Below are 20,717 nucleotides of genomic sequence, written 5' to 3' on the forward strand. Positions count from 1 at the left end.
CAGCGCTTTTTGCATCATGGCCGCGAACGCTTATCTGTACGACGCAGTCTGGTCGTTCCGTTTGAGCCTTTCGCGCCGTTGACGACATGTGCAGTCCGCAGGCCGGGGGCCGTTGCCTGATATACATCTAGCCCACTGCTGACGGCCCGGCCGATCCATGACGACCGCGGTCTCGCGGGCACCCGCCGGCACCGCCGAGCGCCTCGGGCACCCGCAGCCCCGCTACTCCAAGGTCGGCGGCCAGCGTGCGCCAAATCGCCGAAAAGCCTTTCGGCGCCATGTCGTAAGCCTGGGTTACCAATTCCGGCGGGCATCGGTCGGCGAAAAGTTGTCGAATGCTGTACGGCAACGCGTCCTCGGTATCCGAGTACAACAAGTTCGCGGCGCTTACCTGTCCAAATCCTTCCAGGCGACGTCCTTGTCGACGCGGTGCTCGCTCGCGACCAAGCCAGATGCCAGATGGGCAGGTCGCATATAAACTACCCGCGGCTCTGACCGGCGATTCCAGGTCAGCGCCCCGAACTGCGTGACACCACGCGGTAGCTCGCGTCGCCGCAGGCTGCCAGCGATCACGCTGATTAGAGGAGGGACAACCTCACGTCATGATTGACCTGACCATGCCGATCCGGGAGAACGACGGCCGTTACACGTCGCGAAACACGTTCTATTCCGAGCCGCACACCTTTGAAGAACACGGCGTTCAGTCATCCACGTTCAAAATGTTTGCGCACTTTGGCACACACGTAGATGCGCCGCGTCATTTCATCCGCGGGGGCACCACAATCGATCAAGTAGCGCCGCAGCGGCTTATGGGCCGCGGCGCGGTCTTTGATCTCTCAGACTTCACTACGTATCGGGCGATTGACGCCAACGTGCTGGCCGATCGTGATCCGGGACTCGCCACGAATGACATCGCGATCCTGCGTACCGATTGGACAGATCGTATGTGGGGGGCAACAGAGTTTCTGACCGCGGCGCCGTTCCTGTCTGCCGATGGTGCTCGCTGGCTCGTCGACAAAGGCATCAAGGCCGTCGTATATGACTTTCCGGAGGAAGAGATCATCAGAAATGAAGGCTGGAACGGCAAGGATGCCGTGGTCCACCACACCATCCTGGGCAATGACATCTACAACATCGAGTACGTTGTCAACCTAGCCCGCGTAGCAAGCCCATTCGTAGGGCTCATCGCGACACCGCTTCCTCTTGTCGGCCTCGACGGTGCGCCTGCGCGCGTGCTGGCATTCGAGGGTCAGGACGCCGTCGATTTCTTCGCGACAGCCTCATGATCCTCATTGGCACGCCTGCATCCTGCGGAACGCAGAACTCAATCACGGTCGCACGTCGACTTCTGGTTGGCGACGGTCGTGTGCTGAAGTCGGTGTAGAGGGGGCCCGTGCCTGCACGAGCAGTTGCCGACTGATCGTGTCCGCGCCAAGCTCGACGAGCTGTTCGCATCCGATCGTGAGTTACCCGAGATTTTGGGAGAACGTGCCCGCCTTCGCACTGCAGGCCGAGATCCGCGATGGCTACTGCGCCTGCTTCGACAAAGGTTGTCGGTCGCTTCCCAGCCCCAGACCAGCTGCATCAGCATCGCGTGGGCCCGCCAACGTCGGTGACACCGTTGCAGACAACACTGTTCGCGCCGGCGAAACCCACCCCCGAAATCCACGTGGGTAGCAGTCCTACACACTTCACAAAGCAGTTAGAGATAAAGCGCTAGCAGCTCCTCCACATAGCGCACCGCTTCGGCGGGGTCTGCGGTCAGCGGCCTGACCAAAAGCGTGGTCACACCGGCGTCGGCGAAGGCGGCCAGCCGTTCGGCGATGAACCCGCGCGGGCCGATCAGGGAGATCCCGCGCGCCAATTCGTCGGGCACCGCGTCGATCGCCTCCTGCTTGCGGCCGCTCAGGTACAGGTCCTGAATCCGGTTTGCCACATCGCCGAATCCGTAGCGCGTGGCCAGGTTGTGGTAGAAGTTGCGGCCCCTGGCGCCCATGCCGCCGATGTAGAGGCCCAGCTGCGGTTTGGTCCACGCCAGCCGGTCCTCGACGTCCTCGCCGATGGCCAGCGATGTGCCCACTATCACATCCAGCGGGCCCAGCGCGGGATCCCGCTTGGCGCCGCCGGTCGCCAGCGCCTGACCCCAGACCGATGCGGCCTTCTCCGGGTAGAAGAAGACGGGCTGCCAGCCCTCGGCGATCTCAGCAGTGAGCTCGACGTTCTTCGGCCCCAACGCGGCGATCGATATCGGAATCCGCTCCCGCACCGGGTGATTGATGAGCTGAAGGGGTTTGCCCAGGCCGGTTCCACGATCCGCGGGCAGCGGGATCTGATAGTGCTTGCCCGCATACTGCAGCCGCTCCCGCCGCCACACCCGCCGGCAGATGTCCACGACCTCCCGGGTGCGGCCCAACGGCGCGTCGAACGCGACGCCGTGAAACCCCTCGATCACTTGCGGTCCGGATGTGCCGATTCCGAGGTTGAAGCGGCCGCCGGAGACGAAATCCAGACCCGCCGCGGTCATCGCCAGCAGCGACGGCGTGCGGAGGTAGATGGGAACTACCCCGGATGCCAACTCGATGCGGGTTGTCCTGGCGGCCAGATACCCCAATTGGCTCACCGCGTCGAAGGAATATGCCTCGGCCACCACGGCGATATCAATGCCGGCCTTCTCGAGTTCGACGACACGGTCGACGGCTTCGTGAAAGCCGCCCGAGTACTCCAGGGAAACGCCGATACGCACCTATGACACTTACCACGACGATCGTGCGCGCCGCGGCCCGCTCGAGAGTCCAGCTCAAGACGGGGCCGCGCACGCTACTTCAGCAGCGCGACGATCTTTTCCTCCGGGGTGACCGGCGGCGCCTCGGGGTGGACCGGGTCCGTCTTGGGCAGGTGCACGTCTGGATCGGCGAACCCGCGATACGTCTTGTCGCCGCCGAGGGTGTACAGCAGGTAGCCGGTCAGCAGCGCCCGGACCGAAAGCTGCGTCCGGCGGTGTGGGCCGGGGAGTCCGAACACCTTCGTCAGTCGCCTACCCTCAACCAGACCACCGGCTTGAGCTTTGCTGACGATGCGCAGCGTGGCTTTATCCCAAGCCCGAGACAGCGCGAGGGCGTTGGAGTTCAGCGTCTTCGGATCGCCCGGCGCGGTCAGGATCAGGCCCGGAACGTTCAGGGTCGCGGCCGGTTGCTCCGCCGTCGGATTGGTCACCGCCGGGAAGATCGCCGCCACGGACTTCGCCGAGATGCCGGACGAGCCTGCCATGCCGGCCGCGGCGAACACGGCGGCCGAGCCACCGAAACCGTGGCCCACCAGCCCTAGCTTGGCGGGATGCACGCTGATACTGCCGGGTCCGAGTCGGACACCCGCCACAATGTCGAGGGCAACACCCAGGTCGAAGGCCAGGTTCAGGACCGATGGCGCCAGCCCCCGCTCGGTGTCGGGAGCCGCGGCCACGATGCCCCACGACGCCAGATGCTCCAGCAGACCCGCATAGCGAGTGGTGCCGGTGAGCCAGTCGTGGCCGAAGGCGACGCCGGGACGGTTCAGTCCGGCTTCCGGCGTGTACACCACGCCGGCCAGGCCGGCAAAGGCCAGGTCACCACGCAAAACACGGTGTGGGCCACGGCGGTGCAGGGCGGCGACGAGCTTCCGGGTGCGGGCCACCCGTCGACGTTAGCGGGGATTGGTCCACTGCGTCCACGTCGCGCCGTCCCAGTAGCGCTGCCCCGGTCCGGACGGGTCGCGATACCAGCCCGCCGGCACGTGCGCTCTGGCCGAGACGTGCGGGATGGGAGCCGCGGGCGCGGCCGATGGGGAATACGCCGATGGGGAATACGAAGCCGGGGTCTGCTGGGCCATCGCCCGCACTCGCCGGATCGCATTGAAGTTGGATATCAGCGCGATCCAGTTCATCACGACAGCCGATGCCAGGCTCCACCATCCGGCCAACAAGTTGTGTTTTTGGGCCGCGCGATACGCCGCTTCGCATTCCTCAAGCGTCCCGTTGACCACATAGGTGCGTTGTTGCCACAGGATCACCGCGCCGGTGTGTTTGAGCAACTTGAGGTAGAAGCGGCCAGCCGGGTCGGGATAACCAGGCGGACCGGACGGGTGATACGGGTAGGACAAGGCGGGCCCTTCGGCGCAGGTGGCCTACCAAACGATACTTGTCGCGCGCCGGTTCGGGGCCGGACTGCACTACCCTGATCTGCTATGTGCGGAATCGTCGGCTACGTCGGGCAGCGTCCCGCCTGTGATGTCGTCATGGACGCGCTGCGCCGGATGGAGTACCGCGGCTACGACTCGTCGGGCATCGCGCTGCTCGACGGTGGCGCACTCACCATGCGTCGGCGTGCCGGCAAGCTGGCCAACCTTGAGGAGGCGGTGGCGAAAATGCCGTCCGCGGCGCTGTCCGGCACCACCGGCCTGGGCCACACCCGGTGGGCCACCCACGGTCGCCCCACCGATCGCAACGCGCACCCGCATCGTGACGCTGCCGGCAAGATCGCCGTCGTCCACAACGGCATCATCGAGAACTTCGCCGTCCTGCGCCAGGAGCTGGAGACGGCCGGTGTCGAATTTGCCAGCGACACCGATACCGAGGTCGCGGTGCACCTGGTGGCGCAGGCCTACCACCACGGTGAGACGGCCGGCGATTTCGCGGGCTCCGTGCTTGCCGTGCTGCGCCGGCTGGAAGGCCACTTCACCCTGGTGTTCGCCAATGCCGACGAGCCCGGCACCATCATCGCGGCGCGCCGCTCGACGCCACTGGTGCTGGGCATCGGCGAGGGCGAGATGTTCGTCGGCTCCGATGTGGCCGCGTTCATTCCGCACACTCGGCACGCGGTCGAGCTCGGCCAGGACCAGGCGGTAGTGATCACCGCGGCTGGGTACCGGATCAGTGACTTCGACGGCAACGACGACGCCGCGAACGCTCGCACCTTCCACATCGATTGGGACCTGGCGGCCGCCGAAAAGGGCGGCTACGAGTACTTCATGCTCAAAGAGATCGCCGAACAGCCCGCCGCGGTGGGTGACACACTGCTCGGGCATTTCGTCGGTGGCCGGATCGTGCTCGACGAACAGCGGCTGTCGGACCAGGAACTCCGCGAGATCGACAAGGTGTTCGTGGTGGCCTGTGGAACCGCATATCACTCCGGGCTGCTCGCCAAGTACGCGATCGAGCACTGGACTCGGTTGCCCGTGGAAGTGGAACTCGCCAGCGAATTTCGGTACCGGGACCCGGTGCTGGACCGCAGCACTTTGGTGGTGGCGATCTCGCAGTCCGGTGAAACCGCCGACACCCTGGAAGCGGTACGGCACGCCAAGGAGCAGAAGGCCAAGGTGCTGGCGATCTGCAACACCAACGGCTCCCAGATCCCGCGCGAGTGCGACGCGGTGCTCTACACGCGCGCCGGCCCGGAGATCGGTGTGGCCTCGACAAAGACCTTCCTCGCCCAGGTAGCCGCCAACTATCTCCTCGGCTTGGCGCTGGCGCAGGCCCGGGGCACCAAGTATCCCGACGAGGTCGAGCGCGACTACCGCGAACTGGAAGCGATGCCCGACCTGGTGTCCCGCGTTATCGCGGGAGTCCGACCGGTGGCCGACCTGGCCTACCGGTTCGCCCAATCGTCGACCGTGCTGTTCCTGGGTCGCCATGTCGGGTATCCGGTGGCGCTGGAGGGTGCGCTCAAACTAAAGGAGTTGGCCTACATGCACGCCGAGGGCTTCGCGGCCGGCGAGCTCAAGCACGGCCCGATTGCGCTGATCGAAGACAACCTGCCGGTCATCGTGGTGATGCCGTCGCCGAAGGGGGCGGCCACGCTGCACGCAAAACTGCTGTCCAATATCCGCGAGATCCAGAGCCGCGGCGCGGTTACCATCGTGATCGCCGAGGAGGGCGACGACACCGTGCGTCCCTATGCCGATCACTTGATCGAAATCCCAGCGGTATCAACACTTCTGCAGCCGCTGCTGTCGACCATCCCACTACAGGTGTTCGCTGCTGCGGTCGCGCAGGCCCGCGGCTACGACGTCGACAAGCCGCGAAATCTAGCCAAGTCCGTCACCGTTGAGTAGCCGGGCCTAGCCGAGACCTGGTCGCTGCATAAGCTGGACGCCGTGGCTAGCGCATCGGTGGCGACACGATTGCGATCGTGGGCACTGGCGGTGTGGCATTTCGTCAGCACCGCGCCGCTGACGTATACCTGGCTGGTCGTGCTGATGATCACGACGATTATCCAGAATCAGCTCGCCGGGCGGCAGCTGCACAGCGTGCTCCTACACCGGTCCACCAACATCAGCCACTTGGGGCGCGATCCGCTGGAAGTGCTGTTCTCCAGCCTGTTCTGGATCGACGGCAGGAACCTGGAACCGTACCTACTGCTGTTCACTCTGTTTCTGGCGCCCGCTGAGCATTGGCTTGGTCACTTGCGTTGGCTCACAGTGGGATTGACGGCCCACATCGGTGCTACCTATTTCAGCGAAGGCCTGCTCTACCTGGCGATCCAACACCGGGACGCATCGGAAAGGTTGGTGCACGCTCGTGATATCGGCGTCAGCTACTTCCTGGTCGGGGTGATGGCGGTGTTGACATTTCACATCGTGAAGCCGTGGCGTTGGGGCTATCTCGCAGTGCTGCTCGTCATCTTCGGCTTTCCGCTGATCACGATGAATAAAGCCGAGCTGGACTTCACCGCGGTCGGTCACTTCACGTCGATCCTGATCGGCTTGGCCTTCTACCCGATGGCCCGAGAGCGCGAAGGCAAACCGCTGAATCCGGCGAAGCTCAAAGCGGCGTTCCGCAGGCGGCGCACCCGCGAGGCGTCAGGCTGACCGAGTTGCAAGCATGAAATCCTGACTCTGATGCGGCATTACTACTCGGTAGATGCGATCCGCGAGGCCGAAGCGCCCCTGTTGGCCAGCCTTCCCGACGGTGCGCTGATGCGACGCGCGGCCTACGGGCTGGCCACCGCGATCATTGGCGAGCTGACCAATCGCACGGGCGGGGTGGCCGGCCGGCGGGTTTGCGCGGTCGTCGGCTCCGGCGACAACGGCGGCGATGCGCTGTGGGCGGCGACCTTCCTGCGCCGCCGCGGCGCGGCCGCCGACGCGGTGCTGCTCAACCCGGACCGAACCCACCGCGATGCTCTGGCGGCGTTCACCAAAGCCGGCGGTCGCATCGTCGAGAGTGTTTCGGCAGCAACCGATCTCGTCATCGACGGGGTGGTCGGTATATCGGGCTCGGGGCCACTGCGGCCGGCGGCGGCCGAGGTGTTCGCCGGCCTGGATAGACCGGGCGCCGCCCCGGTGGTCGCGGTCGACATTCCCAGCGGCATCGACGTGGCGACCGGCGCGATCACTGGCCCGGCCGTACACGCCGCGCTGACCGTCACGTTCGGTGGGCTCAAAGCCGTGCATGCGCTGGCCGACTGCGGCCGCGTCACCCTGGTCGATATCGGGCTCGACCTGCCCACCACCGACGTGTTGGGGTTCGAGGCAGCCGATGCGGTCGCGCGCTGGCCGGTGCCCGGTCCCGGTGACGACAAGTACACCCAGGGTGTGACCGGCGTGCTGGCCGGTTCCTCGACGTATCCGGGCGCGGCCGTGCTGTGCACCGGCGCGGCCGTGGCGGCCACCTCCGGCATGGTCCGTTATGCCGGCAGCGCCCATGCCGAAGTGCTGGCGCGCTGGCCGGAGGTCATCGCGTCGTCCACCCCGGCGGCTGCCGGCCGGGTCCAGGCCTGGGTCGTCGGGCCGGGCCTGGGCACCGACGAGACCGGGGCCGCCGCGTTGTGGTTCGCGCTGGACAGCGACCTGCCCGTGCTGGTCGACGCCGACGGGCTGACCATGCTGGCGGCCCACCCCGATCTGGTGGTGAACCGCGAGGCGCCGACGGTGCTCACGCCGCACGCCGGCGAGTTCGCCCGGCTGGCCGGTGCGCCGCCCGGCGATGACCGCGTCGGCGCCTGTCGCAAGCTGGCCGACGCGTTCGGCGTCACCGTGCTGCTCAAGGGGCATGTCACCGTCATCGCCGACCCCGGCGGCCCGGTGTATCTGAATCCGGCCGGGCAGTCCTGGGCGGCGACCGCCGGCTCCGGTGACGTGCTGTCCGGGATGATCGGCGCGCTGCTGGCGTCCGGGCTGCCGGCCGCCGAGGCGGCCGCCGCGGCGGCGTTCGTGCATGCGCGCGCCGCGGCGGCCTCGGCCGCCGACCCGGGGCCGGGTGATGCGCCCACGTCGGCGTCGCGCATCATCGGCCACATCCGATCCGCACTGGCCGCCCTATAGCACCCAGCCATCACAAGGAAAGGATTCGCTGTGTCTCGCAGTCACCCGTCCGTGCCCGCGCACTCGATCGCTCCCGCCTACACCGGCCGGATGTTTACCGCACCGATTCCCGCGCTACGGATGCCCGACGAGTCGATGGATCCTGAGGCCGCCTACCGCTTCATCCATGACGAACTGATGCTCGACGGCAGCTCACGGCTGAATCTGGCCACCTTCGTGACCACCTGGATGGACCCCGAGGCGGAGCGGCTGATGGCCGAGACGTTCGACAAAAACATGATCGACAAGGACGAATACCCTGCGACAGCGGCCATCGAAGCGCGTTGCGTGTCCATGGTCGCCGACCTATTCCACGCCGAGGGCCTGCGGGACCACGATCCCGCCAGCGCCACCGGGGTCTCCACCATCGGCTCCAGCGAGGCGGTGATGCTGGGCGGTCTGGCGCTGAAATGGCGCTGGCGGGAAAGGGTCGGCAAAGGCTGGCAGGGTCGCACTCCGAATCTGGTGATGGGTTCCAATGTCCAGGTGGTGTGGGAGAAGTTCTGCCGCTACTTCGACGTCGAACCCCGCTACCTGCCGATGGAGAAGGGACGCTACGTCATCACGCCCGAGCAGGTGCTCGAAGCCGTCGACGAGGACACCATCGGCGTGGTGGCGATCCTGGGCACCACCTACACCGGCGAGCTGGAACCCATCGCCGAGATCTGCGCGGCGCTCGACAAGCTGGCAGCTGGTGGGGGCGTGGACGTCCCAGTGCACGTCGACGCCGCCAGCGGCGGCTTTGTGGTGCCGTTCCTGCATCCGGATCTGCGGTGGGACTTCCGGTTGCCCCGGGTGGTGTCGATCAATGTCAGTGGGCACAAGTACGGGCTGACCTACCCCGGCGTCGGGTTTGTGGTGTGGCGCGGCCCCGAGCATCTGCCCGAGGAATTGGTCTTTCGGGTCAATTACCTCGGTGGCGACATGCCGACCTTCACGCTGAACTTCTCCCGCCCCGGCAACCAGGTCGTCGGCCAGTACTACAACTTCCTACGACTGGGGCGGGACGGATACACCAAGGTGATGCAGGCCCTGTCGCAGACGGCGCGGTGGCTGGGCGAACAGCTGCGTCAAGTGGACCACTGCGAGCTGATCTCGGACGGTTCGGCGATCCCGGTGGTCAGCTTCCGGCTCGCCGGCGACCGCGGCTACACCGAGTTCGACGTCTCCCACGAGCTGCGGACCTTCGGGTGGCAGGTGCCCGCCTACACGATGCCGGAGAACGCCACCGACATCGCTGTACTGCGGATCGTGGTTCGCGAGGGACTCTCCGCCGACCTGGCTCGGGCCCTGCACGACGACGCCGTCACCGCGTTGGCCGCCCTGGACAAGCTCAAACCGGGCGGGTGCTTCGACGCCCACCACTTCGCGCACTAGACCGCCACGCGGTGCGCCTGGCGCACCCGACAGCGCGATCGCCAGCAGTCCTGCGCCGACCATGGGCAGGTGGATCCAGGTCCGAACGCAGTCCACCCGCGCATTCCCCGATCAGCTGTCAACGAACCGGTTCTGGGAGAATGCCGGGGAGCGAAACGAAACGACAAATGGGCGGGAGCACGACTTCGTTGGCCGTTACACCGATATCCCTAACCCCGGGCGTGCTGGCCGAGGCCATGGTGGATCTGGGCGCTATTGAGCACAACGTGCGGGTGCTGCGTGAGCACGCCGGCCGCGCGCAGGTGATGGCGGTCGTCAAGGCCGACGGCTATGGCCATGGCGCCACCCGAGTCGCCCAAACGGCGCTGGGTGCCGGTGCGGCCGAACTGGGCGTCGCCACCGTCGACGAGGCGCTGGCGTTGCGCGCCGATGGCATTACCGCGCCGGTGCTGGCCTGGCTGCATCCGCCCGGCATCGACTTCGGGCCCGCGCTACTGGCCGACGTGGAGATCGCGGTGTCCTCAGTGCGCCAACTCGACGAAGTGCTGGACGCGGTGCGCCGGACCGGCCGGACGGCGACGGTGACCGTCAAGGTCGATACCGGGCTGAACCGCAACGGTGTCGGTGCGGCGCAGTACCCGGCGATGCTGACCGCATTGCGCCGCGCCGCGGCCGAGGATGCCGTCCGGCTGCGCGGCCTGATGACGCACATGGTTTACGCGGATAAGCCGGACGATCCCATCAATGACGTTCAGGCCCAACGGCTCAGCGAGATGCTGGCGCAGGCCCGCGAGCACGGGGTGCAATTCGAGGTGGCGCATCTGTCGAACTCATCGGCGACGTTGGGCCGCCATGATCTGACCCTCGATCTGGTGCGGCCCGGCATCGCGGTGTACGGCCTCAACCCCGCTCCCGGACTCGATGACGCGGGCTTGGTTCCGGCTATGACCGTGAAATGTCCCGTTGCTCTAGTGAAATCGGTCCGTGCGGGCGAGGGCGTGTCGTATGCGCACACTTGGATCGCACGGCACGACACAAACGTGGCGCTGCTGCCGATCGGATACGCCGATGGCGTGTTCCGGTCGCTGGGCGGGCGGCTGGAAGTGCTGATCAACGGCAGACGGCGGCCCGGTGTCGGGCGGATCTGCATGGACCAGTTCATGGTCGATCTGGGTCCCGGGCCGCTCGACGTGGCCGAAGGCGACGAGGCGATCTTGTTCGGGCCGGGCACCCGAGGCGAGCCCACGGCTCAGGACTGGGCAGATCTGGTCGGCACTATCCACTACGAAGTGGTTACCAGCCCGCGAGGACGTATCACCAGAGCTTTCCGCGAGGCCGAAAACTGTTGAGCCGTGAGGAGACCCGCAGGCGCCAGAAGGCCAAGGCTTGGCTTGCGGGAGGCGCCGGGCTGACCGCGGTCGCAACGATTGTCGGTGCCTCGGCTCGGCGGTCGATGGTTGAACGCGCCACCATCCTCGACGACCCATGGGCCGATGAGGATTTCGAGCGGCTGGACAGCGATCGTAGCCAGGTGGTGACCACGCCCGACGGCGTGTCGCTGGTGGTGCGCGATGCCGGACCGCCGGACGCTCCGCTCACCGTCGTCTTTGCTCACGGATTCTGCCTACGTATGGGCGCCTTCCACTTTCAGCGGATGCGACTCGGCGAGCATTGGGGTTCGCGGGTACGCATGGTCTTCTACGACCAGCGCGGGCACGGCCAATCCGGCGAAGCCGCGCCCGAGACGTACACGCTGACCCAACTCGGCCAGGACTTGGAAACCGTGCTGCAGGTGACCGCGCCACGCGGGCCTGTCGTGTTGGTTGGCCATTCCATGGGCGGAATGACGGTGTTGTCGCACGCCCGGCAGTTCCCCGATCGGTACGGCCGCCGGATCGTTGGTGCTGCGTTGATTTCCTCAGCCGCCGAAGGACTTTCGCGCTCACCACTGGGAGAGGTCCTCAAGCACCCCGCATTGGACGCCGTCCGATTCACAGCCCGGTCCGCGCCGAAACTGGTGCACCGGGGACGCACTGCGTCACGATCGCTGATCGGCCCGGTTCTGCGGGCCGCGTCCTACAGCGACTTACAGGTCAGCCGGAGCTTGGACGCGTTCTCGCAGCGGATGATGAACGGCACCCCGGTCGCCACCCTGGTGGGTTTCCTGCGCGCTCTTGAGGTGCACAACGAAACGGCTGGGCTGTGGACGTTGCTCAGGGTCCCGACCCTGATCGCATGTGGTGACCACGACCTGCTCACCCCGGACGAATACTCTCGCAAGATGGCGGCCTCGCTGCCACTGTCCGATCTGGTCATCGTCCCCGGGGCCGGCCACCTGGCGCTGTTGGACAAGCCCGACGCCATCAACGACGGGCTGGTCCGTCTCGTCGACCGGGCCATCCCGGGCAAGATGGCCCTGCGGTACCGGCTGATTGGGCAACGGCTTCGAGAACGGTACCGGCGCCATGGCTGAGCGGGGGCTGGATGGCGGCACGGCCACCCTGCCGCGCGTCGAGGACACCGTTGCGCTGGGGTCTCGGCTGGGTGGGCAGCTGCGCGCGGGTGATGTGGTGGTGCTCACCGGTCCGCTCGGTGCGGGAAAGACGGTGTTGGCCAAGGGTATTGCCACGGCGATGGATGTTGAGGGGCCGATCACATCGCCGACGTTCGTACTGGCGCGAGTGCACCGGCCGCGGCGGCAGGGTATGCCGGCGATGATCCACGTCGATGTCTACCGATTGCTCGACCACAGAAGCGCCGACCTACTGGGTGAACTCGACTCGCTGGACCTCGACACCGATCTCGAAGACGCGGTCGTCGTAGTGGAGTGGGGCGAAGGGCTGGCCGAACGCCTCTCCGAGCGCCACCTCGACGTCCGTCTCGAGCGGGTTAGCCATTCCGACACCAGGATCGCGACCTGGGGGTGGGGCCGGTCATGAGCGTTGTGTTGGCCATCGACACCGCCACTCCGGCGGTCACCGCGGGTATCGTACGGCGGCATGACCTGGCCCTGCTGGCCGAGCGGGTCACCGTCGACGCCCGAGCGCACGCCGAACGGCTGACGCCAAACACGCTGGGGGCGCTCGCCGACGCCGCGTTGACGATGGCCGACCTCGACGCGGTCGTGGTGGGCTGCGGTCCCGGACCGTTCACCGGTCTGCGGGCCGGCATGGCCACCGCCGCCGCGTACGGGCATGCGCTGGACATCCCGGTGTTTGGCGTGTGCAGTCTGGACGCCATCGGTGGGCAAACCACCGGCGACACGCTGGTGGTCACCGATGCCCGCCGGCGTGAGGTCTACTGGGCGCGCTACAGCGACGGGGTCCGCACCAGCGGGCCGGCGGTCAGCGCCCCGGCCGACGTCGACCCCGGCCCGGCGCTGGCGGTTGCCGGTTCGCCGGAGCACGCGGCGCTGTTCGACTTGCCGCGCTGCGAGCCGGTCTATCCGACACCGGCCGGCCTGGTAGCCGCGGTATCTGACTGGTCCGATCCCCCCGCGCCGCTCGTTGCGCTCTATCTGCGCCGACCCGACGCCAAGCCATTGGCCGCTCGCTCATGACCCGCGCCGGCAACCATGCAGTGGGGATAGCGCCCACTTGTGGGCGAGAGCGACGCCGATGACCGCCGACATCGGGCCCGTCACGATCGGTGCGCTGACGCCGGCGGACGCCGACCGGTGTGCTGAGCTGGAGGCCCAGCTGTTTGTCGGCGATGACCCTTGGCCGGCGGCGGCGTTCAACCGCGAACTGGCCAGTCCGCGCAACCGTTACGTGGGCGCGCGCATCGCCGACACGCTGGTCGGCTACGCCGGCATTTCACGGTTGGGCCGGACACCGCCCTTCGAGTACGAGGTGCACACCATCGGTGTGGATCCGGCCTACCAGGGGCAGGGTATCGGCCGTCGGCTGCTCAACGAACTGCTGGACTTCGCCAGCGGCGGTGTGGTCTATCTGGAGGTCCGCACCGACAACGAGGCCGCACTTGCGCTGTACCGCAGCGTGGGTTTTGAGCGGATCGGCCTGCGGCGGCGCTATTACCGGGTCAGCGGCGCCGACGCGTACACGATGCGTAGGAATCCAGGGGACACCTAGTGACAACGATTTTGGCCATCGAAACCTCCTGTGACGAAACCGGTGTCGGCATCGCGCACCTGGACCCCGACGGCACGGTGACGTTGTTGGCCGACGAGGTGGCTTCCAGCGTCGACGAGCATGTGAGGTTCGGGGGGGTGGTCCCCGAGATTGCCTCCCGGGCGCACCTGGAGGCGCTGGGTCCTGCGATGCGCCGGGCGCTGGCGGCGGCCGGCCTGAAACGGCCAGACGTTGTCGCGGCCACCATCGGGCCTGGGCTCGCTGGCGCCCTGTTGGTGGGAGTGGCTGCGGCCAAGGCATATTCGGCTGCCTGGGATGTGCCCTTCTACGCCGTGAACCACCTGGGTGGGCACCTGGCCGCCGACGTGTACGAACACGGGCCGCTGCCGGAATGCGTGGCGCTGTTGGTGTCCGGCGGGCATACCCACTTGTTGCATGTGCGTACCCTCGGCGAGCCGATCGTCGAGCTGGGCAGCACCGTTGACGACGCCGCCGGCGAGGCCTACGACAAGGTGGCGCGGCTGCTCGGCCTGGGCTATCCGGGCGGCAAAGTGCTCGACGAGTTGGCCCGCACCGGTGATCGGGACGCCATTGTGTTCCCGCGGGGCATGACCCGGCCCGCCGATGATCCGTACTCGTTCAGCTTCTCCGGGCTCAAGACGGCCGTCGCGCGGTACGTGGAGGCCAACCCGGATCCGATCACCGCCGATATCGCCGCCGGGTTCCAGGAGGCGGTCGCCGACGTGTTGACCATGAAGGCGGTGCGGGCAGCCACCGGCCTCGGCGTCTCGACCCTGCTGATCGCCGGGGGAGTGGCCGCGAATTCCCGGCTGCGGGAGCTGGCCACCCAGCGTTGCGCCGCCGCGAGCCTGGCGTTGCGGATCCCCAGGCCCCGGCTGTGCACCGACAACGGGGCGATGATCGCCGCGTTCGCCGCGCATCTGGTTGCCGCGGGAGCGTCGCCGTCACCGCTGGATGTGCCCAGCGACCCGGGTCTGCCCGTGGTGCGGGGGCAGGTTAGGTGACCCGGTCAGTGCAATCTCGGCGCACCCGGACACGCCGGCAAGCAGGAAGCACCAGGGCGGCCTTGAGTGCTAGCACTCTCATGTATAGAGTGCTAGGTGGCATTCGGACAACCTCTTGTGTCGGCACCCGCGACGACGGCGCGAGGGCGCGGACGAATGCCGAATCACCTGGTAATTCGGACGGTTCGGGGCAAGCCCCGGACCGACCGCCAACTCGGTTCGGGCGATAGGTCCCGGACCCGCTACCAACACAGTCCGGGGCCGAAGGCCGCGGACCCGATCTACATAGTGGAGGGCTCCAATCGTGGCGAAGGTGAACATCAAGCCACTCGAGGACAAGATTCTCGTGCAGGCCAACGAGGCCGAGACCACGACCGCGTCCGGTCTGGTCATTCCTGACACCGCCAAGGAGAAGCCGCAGGAGGGCACCGTCGTCGCAGTCGGCCCCGGCCGATGGGACGAGGACGGTGAGAAGCGGATCCCGCTGGACGTGTCGGAGGGCGACACCGTCATCTACAGCAAGTACGGCGGCACCGAGATCAAGTACAACGGTGAGGAATACCTGATCCTGTCGGCACGCGACGTGCTGGCTGTCGTTTCCAAGTAGAAGAGCGTGTTCCGCCCCGGCAATCCCCATGTTCAACCATGGGTGATTACCGGGGCGGCACGCGTTGTAGCGGACTAGCTCGGCTGAAGGAGCCTGATGAGCAAGCTGATCGAATACGACGTAACCGCGCGCCGCGCCATGGAGGCGGGCATGGACAAGCTCGCCGACACGGTGCGGGTGACACTGGGACCGCGTGGCCGGCATGTCGTGCTGGCCAAGGCGTTTGGCGGACCCACGGTCACCAATGATGGCGTCACCGTTGCGCGTGAGATAGACCTGGAAGACCCATTTGAGAACCTGGGCGCCCAGCTGGTGAAATCGGTGGCCACCAAGACCAACGATGTCGCCGGTGACGGCACCACCACCGCAACCGTGCTGGCGCAGGCGCTGATCAAGGGCGGCCTGCGCCTGGTCGCCGCCGGCGTCAATCCGATCGCGCTCGGCTCGGGAATCGGCAAGGCCGCCGATGCGGTGTCCGAGGCGCTGCTGGCATCGGCCACCCCGGTGTCCGGCAAGACCGGCATCGCGCAGGTGGCGACGGTATCCTCGCGCGACGAGCAGATCGGTGACCTGGTCGGCGAGGCGATGAGCAAGGTCGGCCACGACGGCGTGGTCAGCGTTGAAGAATCCTCGACGCTGGGCACCGAGCTGGAGTTCACCGAGGGCATCGGCTTCGACAAGGGCTTCCTGTCGGCGTACTTCGTTACCGACTTCGATAACCAGCAGGCAGTGCTCGAGGATGCACTGATCCTGTTGCACCAGGACAAGATCAGCTCGTTGCCCGATCTGCTGCCATTGCTGGAGAAGGTTGCCGCTACGGGTAAGCCGCTCCTGATCGTGGCCGAAGACGTGGAGGGCGAAGCGCTGGCGACGCTGGTCGTCAACTCGATACGCAAGACGTTGAAAGCGGTCGCGGTCAAGGGGCCGTACTTCGGTGACCGCCGCAAGGCGTTCCTCCAGGATCTGGCGGTGGTGACGGGCGGCCAGGTGGTCAACCCCGACGCCGGCATGGTGCTGCGCGAGGTGGGCCTGGAGGTGCTGGGCTCGGCCCGACGCGTGGTGGTCGGCAAGGACGACACCGTCGTTATCGACGGCGGCGGCACTCCGGAAGCGGTGGCCAACCGCGCCAAGCACCTGCGCGCCGAGATCGACAACAGCGACTCTGACTGGGATCGCGAGAAGCTCGCCGAGCGTCTGGCCAAGCTGGCCGGTGGGGTGGCCGTCATCAAGGTGGGCGCCGCCACCGAGACCGCCCTCAAGGAGCGAAAGGAAAGCGTCGAGGACGCCGTCGCTGCCGCGAAGGCCGCCGTCGAGGAGGGCATCGTCCCCGGCGGGGGAGCTGCGCTCATCCAGGCCCGCAAGGCGCTGAAGGAACTGCGTAAGTCGCTGACCGGCGATGAGGTCCTCGGCGTCGACGTGTTCTCCGAGGCGCTGGCCGCGCCGCTGTTCTGGATCGCCGCCAACGCGGGCCTGGACGGCGCGGTGGTGGTCAACAAGGTCAGCGGGTTGCCCGACGGGCATGGGCTGAACGCGACGACCCTGAGCTACGGCGACTTGGCCGCCGACGGTGTCATTGACCCGGTCAAGGTGACCAGGTCGGCGGTGCTCAACGCGTCATCGGTGGCGCGGATGGTGCTCACCACGGAGACGGCCGTGGTAGATAAGCCGGCCGAAGCCGACGAGCACGCCGGTCACCACCACGGTCACGCTCACTAAGTAGGGCCCCGAACGACGACACCCCCCGGCTCTCGCCGGGGGGTGTCGTCGTCTCACCTCGGCGGCGCACGTGCACCTCGAGACTAAGGCCGCGCACACTCGTCTCGGCGTGCCGTGTGCGTGGTGCAAATGTCGCGTCGGGCTGCGATTCACCGCTGACGCGCGGAATAGTATCGGATGATATGGTATTGTACGATACAGTTACGAACGTAACGAACATCGCGGTAGGTGGGCGGTCATGGACGTATACGAGGCGGTCACGAGCCGACGGGCGGTGCGCGGATTCACCGACCGGCCTGTGCCGAGAGAAGTGCTGGAGCGGGTGCTGTCCGCTGCGGCGTGGTCGCCGTCGGGATCAAACCTTCAGCCGTGGAACATCTATGTGCTGACCGGCGCGCCGCTGGCCGAACTAAAAAAGCGTGCTGTTGAGCGCGTGGCCATCGGCGACCCCTGGGACGAGCGTGAGTATGAGATGTACTCGCCCACCCTGAAGTCCCCGTACGGCGAGCGTCGGTCCGCCTTCGGCAAACAACGGTACAGCGCACTCGGTATCGCGCGCGAGGACTGGGACGCGCGCCACAGGGCAGCGATCGCCAACTGGGATTGCTTCGGCGCGCCGGCGGCCTTGTTCTGCTACATCGACCGCGATCTGGGCGTGGCCCAGTGGGCCGACGTTGGGATGTATCTGCAGACCGTCATGCTGCTACTCCGCGCCGAAGGGCTGCATAGCTGTCCGCAGATGGCGTGGTCGCAGGTTCGCGAGACGGTTGCGGACGTCCTGTCACCCCCGGACCGGCTGATCCTCTTCTGCGGCATGTCGATCGGTTACGAGGATCCAACGGTGAGCTACGTCCGTACCGGCCGGGCGCCGCTCGACGAGACGGTCACGTTCGTCGACGGTTAGGGCGCGTTTCGAGCGTGCGAGAACCATTGCGCCGGAAGGAGTTCGACTGGCTGCTAAGGTCGCCTCATGACCGCCGAAGCTCCTCGGCGACCAATCGCCTCGCGCGCGACCGACCGCCCGGGGGATGCCTCGCCCTTCGCTCTCGGGTTGCTGTTGCGCCGGGCGCATTGGCGCGCGGCCGCGGTGATGTCGGAGGCGCTACGACCGCTCGGCATCGAGTTGCGGCATTTTGCGGTGTTGCTCGTCCTGGTCAACCGGGGGCCCACGGAGCAGCGGGAGTTGGTCGAGGCGACGGGCTCCGACAAGGCGGCGATCATGCGGGTCGTGGACGACCTGGAGCGCAGCGGGTTGGCCGTTCGCAAATCCGTTCCGGGGGACCGGCGGGTGCGGGCGGTGGAGATTACCCCTAAGGGCCTGGATCTTTTCGACGCCGCTCACGTCGCCGCGGAGCCACTGGCTGAGCGCCTGGTTTCGGTGATCGAGCCCGGCGAGGCGGAGCAACTTGAGGATCTGCTCACCCGCTTCACCTCTACGACCGAGGAGTAGACCCACGTGGTGGCGGGTTGGCGCGGTGGTCGATGCCAACCCAAGGAAGGGCGAAACGATGCACGTCAACGACAAGCTGCAGAATGTGCTGACCGAGCTTCAGACCGTCACCCCGCCGTTATTGCCAGCGGACGGGCAAGTGATGACCGTGGTGGTCGAGTATCCGCCCGGCGATCCCGGCTTCCCGCCGCACCGCCACCCCGGCGGGCCCTGTTTCGGCTACGTGCTCGCGGGCGAAATGGTCTTTGAACTGGACGGTGAACCGCCGCGGGTGGTCACGGCCGGCGAGGCATTCTGGGAGCCCGGCGGAGATGTAATCCACTATCAGGACGCCAACAACCGCACCGACATCGCGCTGCGCTTCCTTGTGACCATGGTGATGGCTCCCGGTGAGCCGATGATCGTATTCGTTGCCGACGACGAGCTGAAACAGCGTGGTTGGACGAGGCGATCACCCGAAAGGTGACCTGCGGGGGCGAGTGCCGCACTCGCCTACCCGTGGTTGTAGGGCCGAGGAACTTTCCGCGGGTGGATTAAGCCGTGCGGCGGATACCGCGGGTACGTCCGAGGCTGCCTTTGAGGAGTAGGTCGCGCTCGGATTCGGACAGGCCACCCCAAACGCCGTAGGGCTCGCCGACCTCCAGCGCATGGGAACGGCACTCCTCGATCACCGGGCAGCGTCGGCACATTTCCTTGGCGCGCTGCTCGCGTTGCATGCGGGCCCGGCCGCGCTCGCCGTCGGGATGGAAGAACATCGACGAGTCCACGCCGCGGCACAGGCCTTGCAACTGCCAGTTCCAGATATCGGCGTTGGGTCCAGGTAGCTGCTCAGGCTGTGGCATTGCTGATTCCCTCTCTAGCACGGCACGCCCAAGTGGAGGTTGGGTTCGCGAACGCGCGAGTTGTGCAACTGAATTTGGAGTGGCGTCAACGATGACTACCTGTCAACGGTAGACGCTAAGGGCGGTGTCGAATTTCCGTCAATAGGCGTCTGAAGGCGCACAATATCAGGCCGTTGCGTGAGAATTTACGCTCCGTTCATCTGCGACGCATTCATCGCAGGTGTCGCGTGCTACCGGGAGCGAAGAGATGGAGAAATTCCGCAGGTCAGAGCACTCTGTGAGTATGCCTAAATTGGCGTAAAGATGGCTGTGAGTAATATTCCGTTAACGAAGAGACCACAAACTTTTTACTGATGAAGGCGCAGCTATCACGGTGATTGAAACTCATCACACTTCGGTGATTGAGCAAGCGCTGGTCGCTGCCGCGCTAGGAGGCCAACCCGGCAGCTGGCCACTGCCGACGGCGACTACGCCGCACCAGCTGTGGCTGCGCGCCGTGGCCGCTGGCGGGCAGGGGCGCTACGCCCTCGCCTATGGCGACTTGGCGTTGCTGCGGCGCCGCGTTCTGGCCGGCCCGTTGGCCTCGCTGGCACACAGTACGCAGGGATCGTTGTTGCGGCAGCTTGGTTGGCACACGCTGGCGCGAGGCTGGGACGGCCGTGCCTTGGCCTTGGCCGGCACCGATCGCGAGGCCCGTGCCGATGCATTGATTGGCCTCGCGGCCGACGCGCTTGGCGTCGGGCGGTTCGCTGCCGCGGCGGCGTTGTTGGGTCGCGCGGACCCGCTGGTGGTGCCCCCGCTCGTGCCGGACCGCGTGGCGGTGCGCCGGCGGTGGGTGGCCGCCGAGCTGGCGATGGCCACCGGCGACGGGGCAACCGCTGTCCGCCATGCGGAGGAAGCGGTCGAGCTAGCGCAGGCCATGGCCGTTGTGTCGGCGCGGCACCGGGTCAAAAGCGACGTGGTGCTGGCCGCTGCTCTCTGCAGCGCCGGCGCCATCGAGCGGGCCCGCGCCGTCGGAGAAGCGGCGCTCGCTGACACCGGCCGGTTCGGGCTCATACCGCTGCGTTGGGCGCTGGCTTGCTTGCTGATCGATATCGACACCGTCACAGTTCCGGCACAACAGGTGCGCGAACTAGCCAATATCCGCGATATTTGCGCAGGCCAGGTGCGGCGCGCCGGTGGATGCTGGCGTACCGCTTGAAACGCTGTTGGGCCATTATTGTCAATCCGGGAGTTAGCCCGGGATGTGTCCGCTTCGTAACGTTGGAGATATCG

The 20,717-nt window shown here is 66.7% G+C and carries 21 protein-coding genes and 1 pseudogene; 17 read left to right on the plus strand and 5 right to left on the minus strand.

From position 1 onward, the window contains the following. Window positions 1-141: 141 nt before the first annotated feature. Window positions 142-409, minus strand: a pseudogene (locus tag AADZ55_RS04915) (acyl-CoA dehydrogenase family protein); the annotation flags it as partial. A 193-nt stretch (window positions 410-602) separates the two neighbouring features. On the opposite strand from AADZ55_RS04915, the gene AADZ55_RS04920 reads away from it, so the two are divergent. Further along, window positions 603-1,286, plus strand: a complete 684-nt coding sequence (locus AADZ55_RS04920) for a cyclase family protein (protein WP_085323122.1) — start codon at window positions 603-605, stop codon at window positions 1,284-1,286. 416 nt (window positions 1,287-1,702) lie between these two features. On the opposite strand, the gene AADZ55_RS04925 is transcribed toward AADZ55_RS04920, so the two are convergent. The 3 genes from AADZ55_RS04925 to AADZ55_RS04935 all read right to left on the minus strand — a co-directional run bounded on the left by AADZ55_RS04925 (window position 1,703) and on the right by AADZ55_RS04935 (window position 4,134). Continuing rightward, window positions 1,703-2,743: an LLM class F420-dependent oxidoreductase gene (locus AADZ55_RS04925; RefSeq protein WP_085323123.1), complete on the minus strand. Its 1,041-nt coding sequence runs from the start codon at window positions 2,741-2,743 to the stop codon at window positions 1,703-1,705. 74 nt (window positions 2,744-2,817) lie between these two features. Next, window positions 2,818-3,669: a dienelactone hydrolase family protein gene (locus AADZ55_RS04930; protein WP_085323124.1), complete on the minus strand. Its 852-nt coding sequence runs from the start codon at window positions 3,667-3,669 to the stop codon at window positions 2,818-2,820. A gap of 9 nt (window positions 3,670-3,678) precedes the next feature. Next, window positions 3,679-4,134 (minus strand): DUF2510 domain-containing protein, encoded by a 456-nt coding sequence (locus tag AADZ55_RS04935; RefSeq protein ID WP_085323125.1) that lies wholly within the window; start codon window positions 4,132-4,134, stop codon window positions 3,679-3,681. Window positions 4,135-4,218: 84 nt separating this feature from the next. On the opposite strand from AADZ55_RS04935, the gene glmS reads away from it, so the two are divergent. From glmS to AADZ55_RS05010, 15 genes are all read left to right on the plus strand, one after another. Then, window positions 4,219-6,084 carry a glutamine--fructose-6-phosphate transaminase (isomerizing) gene (glmS, locus tag AADZ55_RS04940; protein WP_085323126.1) on the plus strand — a complete coding sequence of 622 codons (1,866 nt, stop codon included), beginning with the start codon at window positions 4,219-4,221 and terminating at the stop codon, window positions 6,082-6,084. A 42-nt stretch (window positions 6,085-6,126) separates the two neighbouring features. After that, complete coding sequence (locus AADZ55_RS04945; RefSeq protein WP_085323127.1) at window positions 6,127-6,840, plus strand: rhomboid-like protein; 714 nt, start codon at window positions 6,127-6,129, stop codon at window positions 6,838-6,840. Window positions 6,841-6,870: 30 nt separating this feature from the next. Next, entirely contained in the window at window positions 6,871-8,295 is a 1,425-nt protein-coding gene (locus tag AADZ55_RS04950) for an NAD(P)H-hydrate dehydratase (RefSeq protein ID WP_085323128.1), read from the plus strand. A gap of 30 nt (window positions 8,296-8,325) precedes the next feature. Further along, a complete protein-coding gene (locus AADZ55_RS04955; RefSeq protein ID WP_085323129.1) occupies window positions 8,326-9,711 on the plus strand; it encodes a glutamate decarboxylase in 1,386 nt (461 codons plus the stop codon). 188 nt (window positions 9,712-9,899) lie between these two features. Then, window positions 9,900-11,060: an alanine racemase gene (alr, locus tag AADZ55_RS04960; protein ID WP_119184872.1), complete on the plus strand. Its 1,161-nt coding sequence runs from the start codon at window positions 9,900-9,902 to the stop codon at window positions 11,058-11,060. Then, on the plus strand, window positions 11,057-12,184 hold the full coding sequence (locus AADZ55_RS04965) for an alpha/beta fold hydrolase (protein ID WP_085323131.1): 1,128 nt from the start codon (window positions 11,057-11,059) through the stop codon (window positions 12,182-12,184). The genes alr and AADZ55_RS04965 overlap by 4 nt, the downstream gene beginning before the upstream one ends. Further along, window positions 12,177-12,650 carry a tRNA (adenosine(37)-N6)-threonylcarbamoyltransferase complex ATPase subunit type 1 TsaE gene (gene tsaE, locus AADZ55_RS04970; protein ID WP_085323424.1) on the plus strand — a complete coding sequence of 158 codons (474 nt, stop codon included), beginning with the start codon at window positions 12,177-12,179 and terminating at the stop codon, window positions 12,648-12,650. The genes AADZ55_RS04965 and tsaE overlap by 8 nt, the downstream gene beginning before the upstream one ends. After that, window positions 12,647-13,270, plus strand: a complete 624-nt coding sequence (gene tsaB, locus AADZ55_RS04975) for a tRNA (adenosine(37)-N6)-threonylcarbamoyltransferase complex dimerization subunit type 1 TsaB (RefSeq protein WP_085323425.1) — start codon at window positions 12,647-12,649, stop codon at window positions 13,268-13,270. Before tsaE ends, tsaB begins: the two co-directional genes overlap by 4 nt. A 58-nt stretch (window positions 13,271-13,328) precedes the next feature. Next, complete coding sequence (rimI, locus tag AADZ55_RS04980) at window positions 13,329-13,802, plus strand: ribosomal protein S18-alanine N-acetyltransferase (protein WP_085323132.1); 474 nt, start codon at window positions 13,329-13,331, stop codon at window positions 13,800-13,802. Next, complete coding sequence (gene tsaD / locus AADZ55_RS04985; RefSeq protein ID WP_085323133.1) at window positions 13,802-14,827, plus strand: tRNA (adenosine(37)-N6)-threonylcarbamoyltransferase complex transferase subunit TsaD; 1,026 nt, start codon at window positions 13,802-13,804, stop codon at window positions 14,825-14,827. The genes rimI and tsaD overlap by 1 nt, the downstream gene beginning before the upstream one ends. A 304-nt stretch (window positions 14,828-15,131) precedes the next feature. Next, the gene (gene groES / locus AADZ55_RS04990) at window positions 15,132-15,434 is read left to right on the plus strand and encodes a co-chaperone GroES (RefSeq protein WP_007167930.1); all 303 of its coding nucleotides are present in this window, start codon (window positions 15,132-15,134) and stop codon (window positions 15,432-15,434) included. Between the two features lie 96 nt (window positions 15,435-15,530). Beyond that, window positions 15,531-17,150, plus strand: a complete 1,620-nt coding sequence (gene groL / locus AADZ55_RS04995; protein WP_085323134.1) for a chaperonin GroEL — start codon at window positions 15,531-15,533, stop codon at window positions 17,148-17,150. A gap of 238 nt (window positions 17,151-17,388) precedes the next feature. Continuing rightward, the gene (locus tag AADZ55_RS05000; protein WP_085323135.1) at window positions 17,389-18,054 is read left to right on the plus strand and encodes a nitroreductase; all 666 of its coding nucleotides are present in this window, start codon (window positions 17,389-17,391) and stop codon (window positions 18,052-18,054) included. Window positions 18,055-18,120: 66 nt separating this feature from the next. Continuing rightward, window positions 18,121-18,600 carry a MarR family winged helix-turn-helix transcriptional regulator gene (locus AADZ55_RS05005; protein ID WP_085323136.1) on the plus strand — a complete coding sequence of 160 codons (480 nt, stop codon included), beginning with the start codon at window positions 18,121-18,123 and terminating at the stop codon, window positions 18,598-18,600. A gap of 58 nt (window positions 18,601-18,658) precedes the next feature. Further along, window positions 18,659-19,066, plus strand: coding sequence for a cupin domain-containing protein (locus tag AADZ55_RS05010; protein ID WP_085323426.1), 408 nt, complete (start codon window positions 18,659-18,661; stop codon window positions 19,064-19,066). Between the two features lie 67 nt (window positions 19,067-19,133). Here the strand turns inward: AADZ55_RS05010 and whiB3 are convergent, their stop codons facing one another. Beyond that, complete coding sequence (gene whiB3 / locus AADZ55_RS05015; RefSeq protein ID WP_085323137.1) at window positions 19,134-19,442, minus strand: redox-responsive transcriptional regulator WhiB3; 309 nt, start codon at window positions 19,440-19,442, stop codon at window positions 19,134-19,136. A gap of 373 nt (window positions 19,443-19,815) precedes the next feature. Between whiB3 and AADZ55_RS05020 the strand changes: the two genes are divergently transcribed. Beyond that, a complete protein-coding gene (locus tag AADZ55_RS05020) occupies window positions 19,816-20,643 on the plus strand; it encodes a hypothetical protein (protein ID WP_085323138.1) in 828 nt (275 codons plus the stop codon). Window positions 20,644-20,717 lie beyond the last annotated feature (74 nt).

Source organism: Mycobacterium decipiens, assembly GCF_963853665.1.
Taxonomy (GTDB): Bacteria; Actinomycetota; Actinomycetes; order Mycobacteriales; family Mycobacteriaceae; genus Mycobacterium; species Mycobacterium decipiens.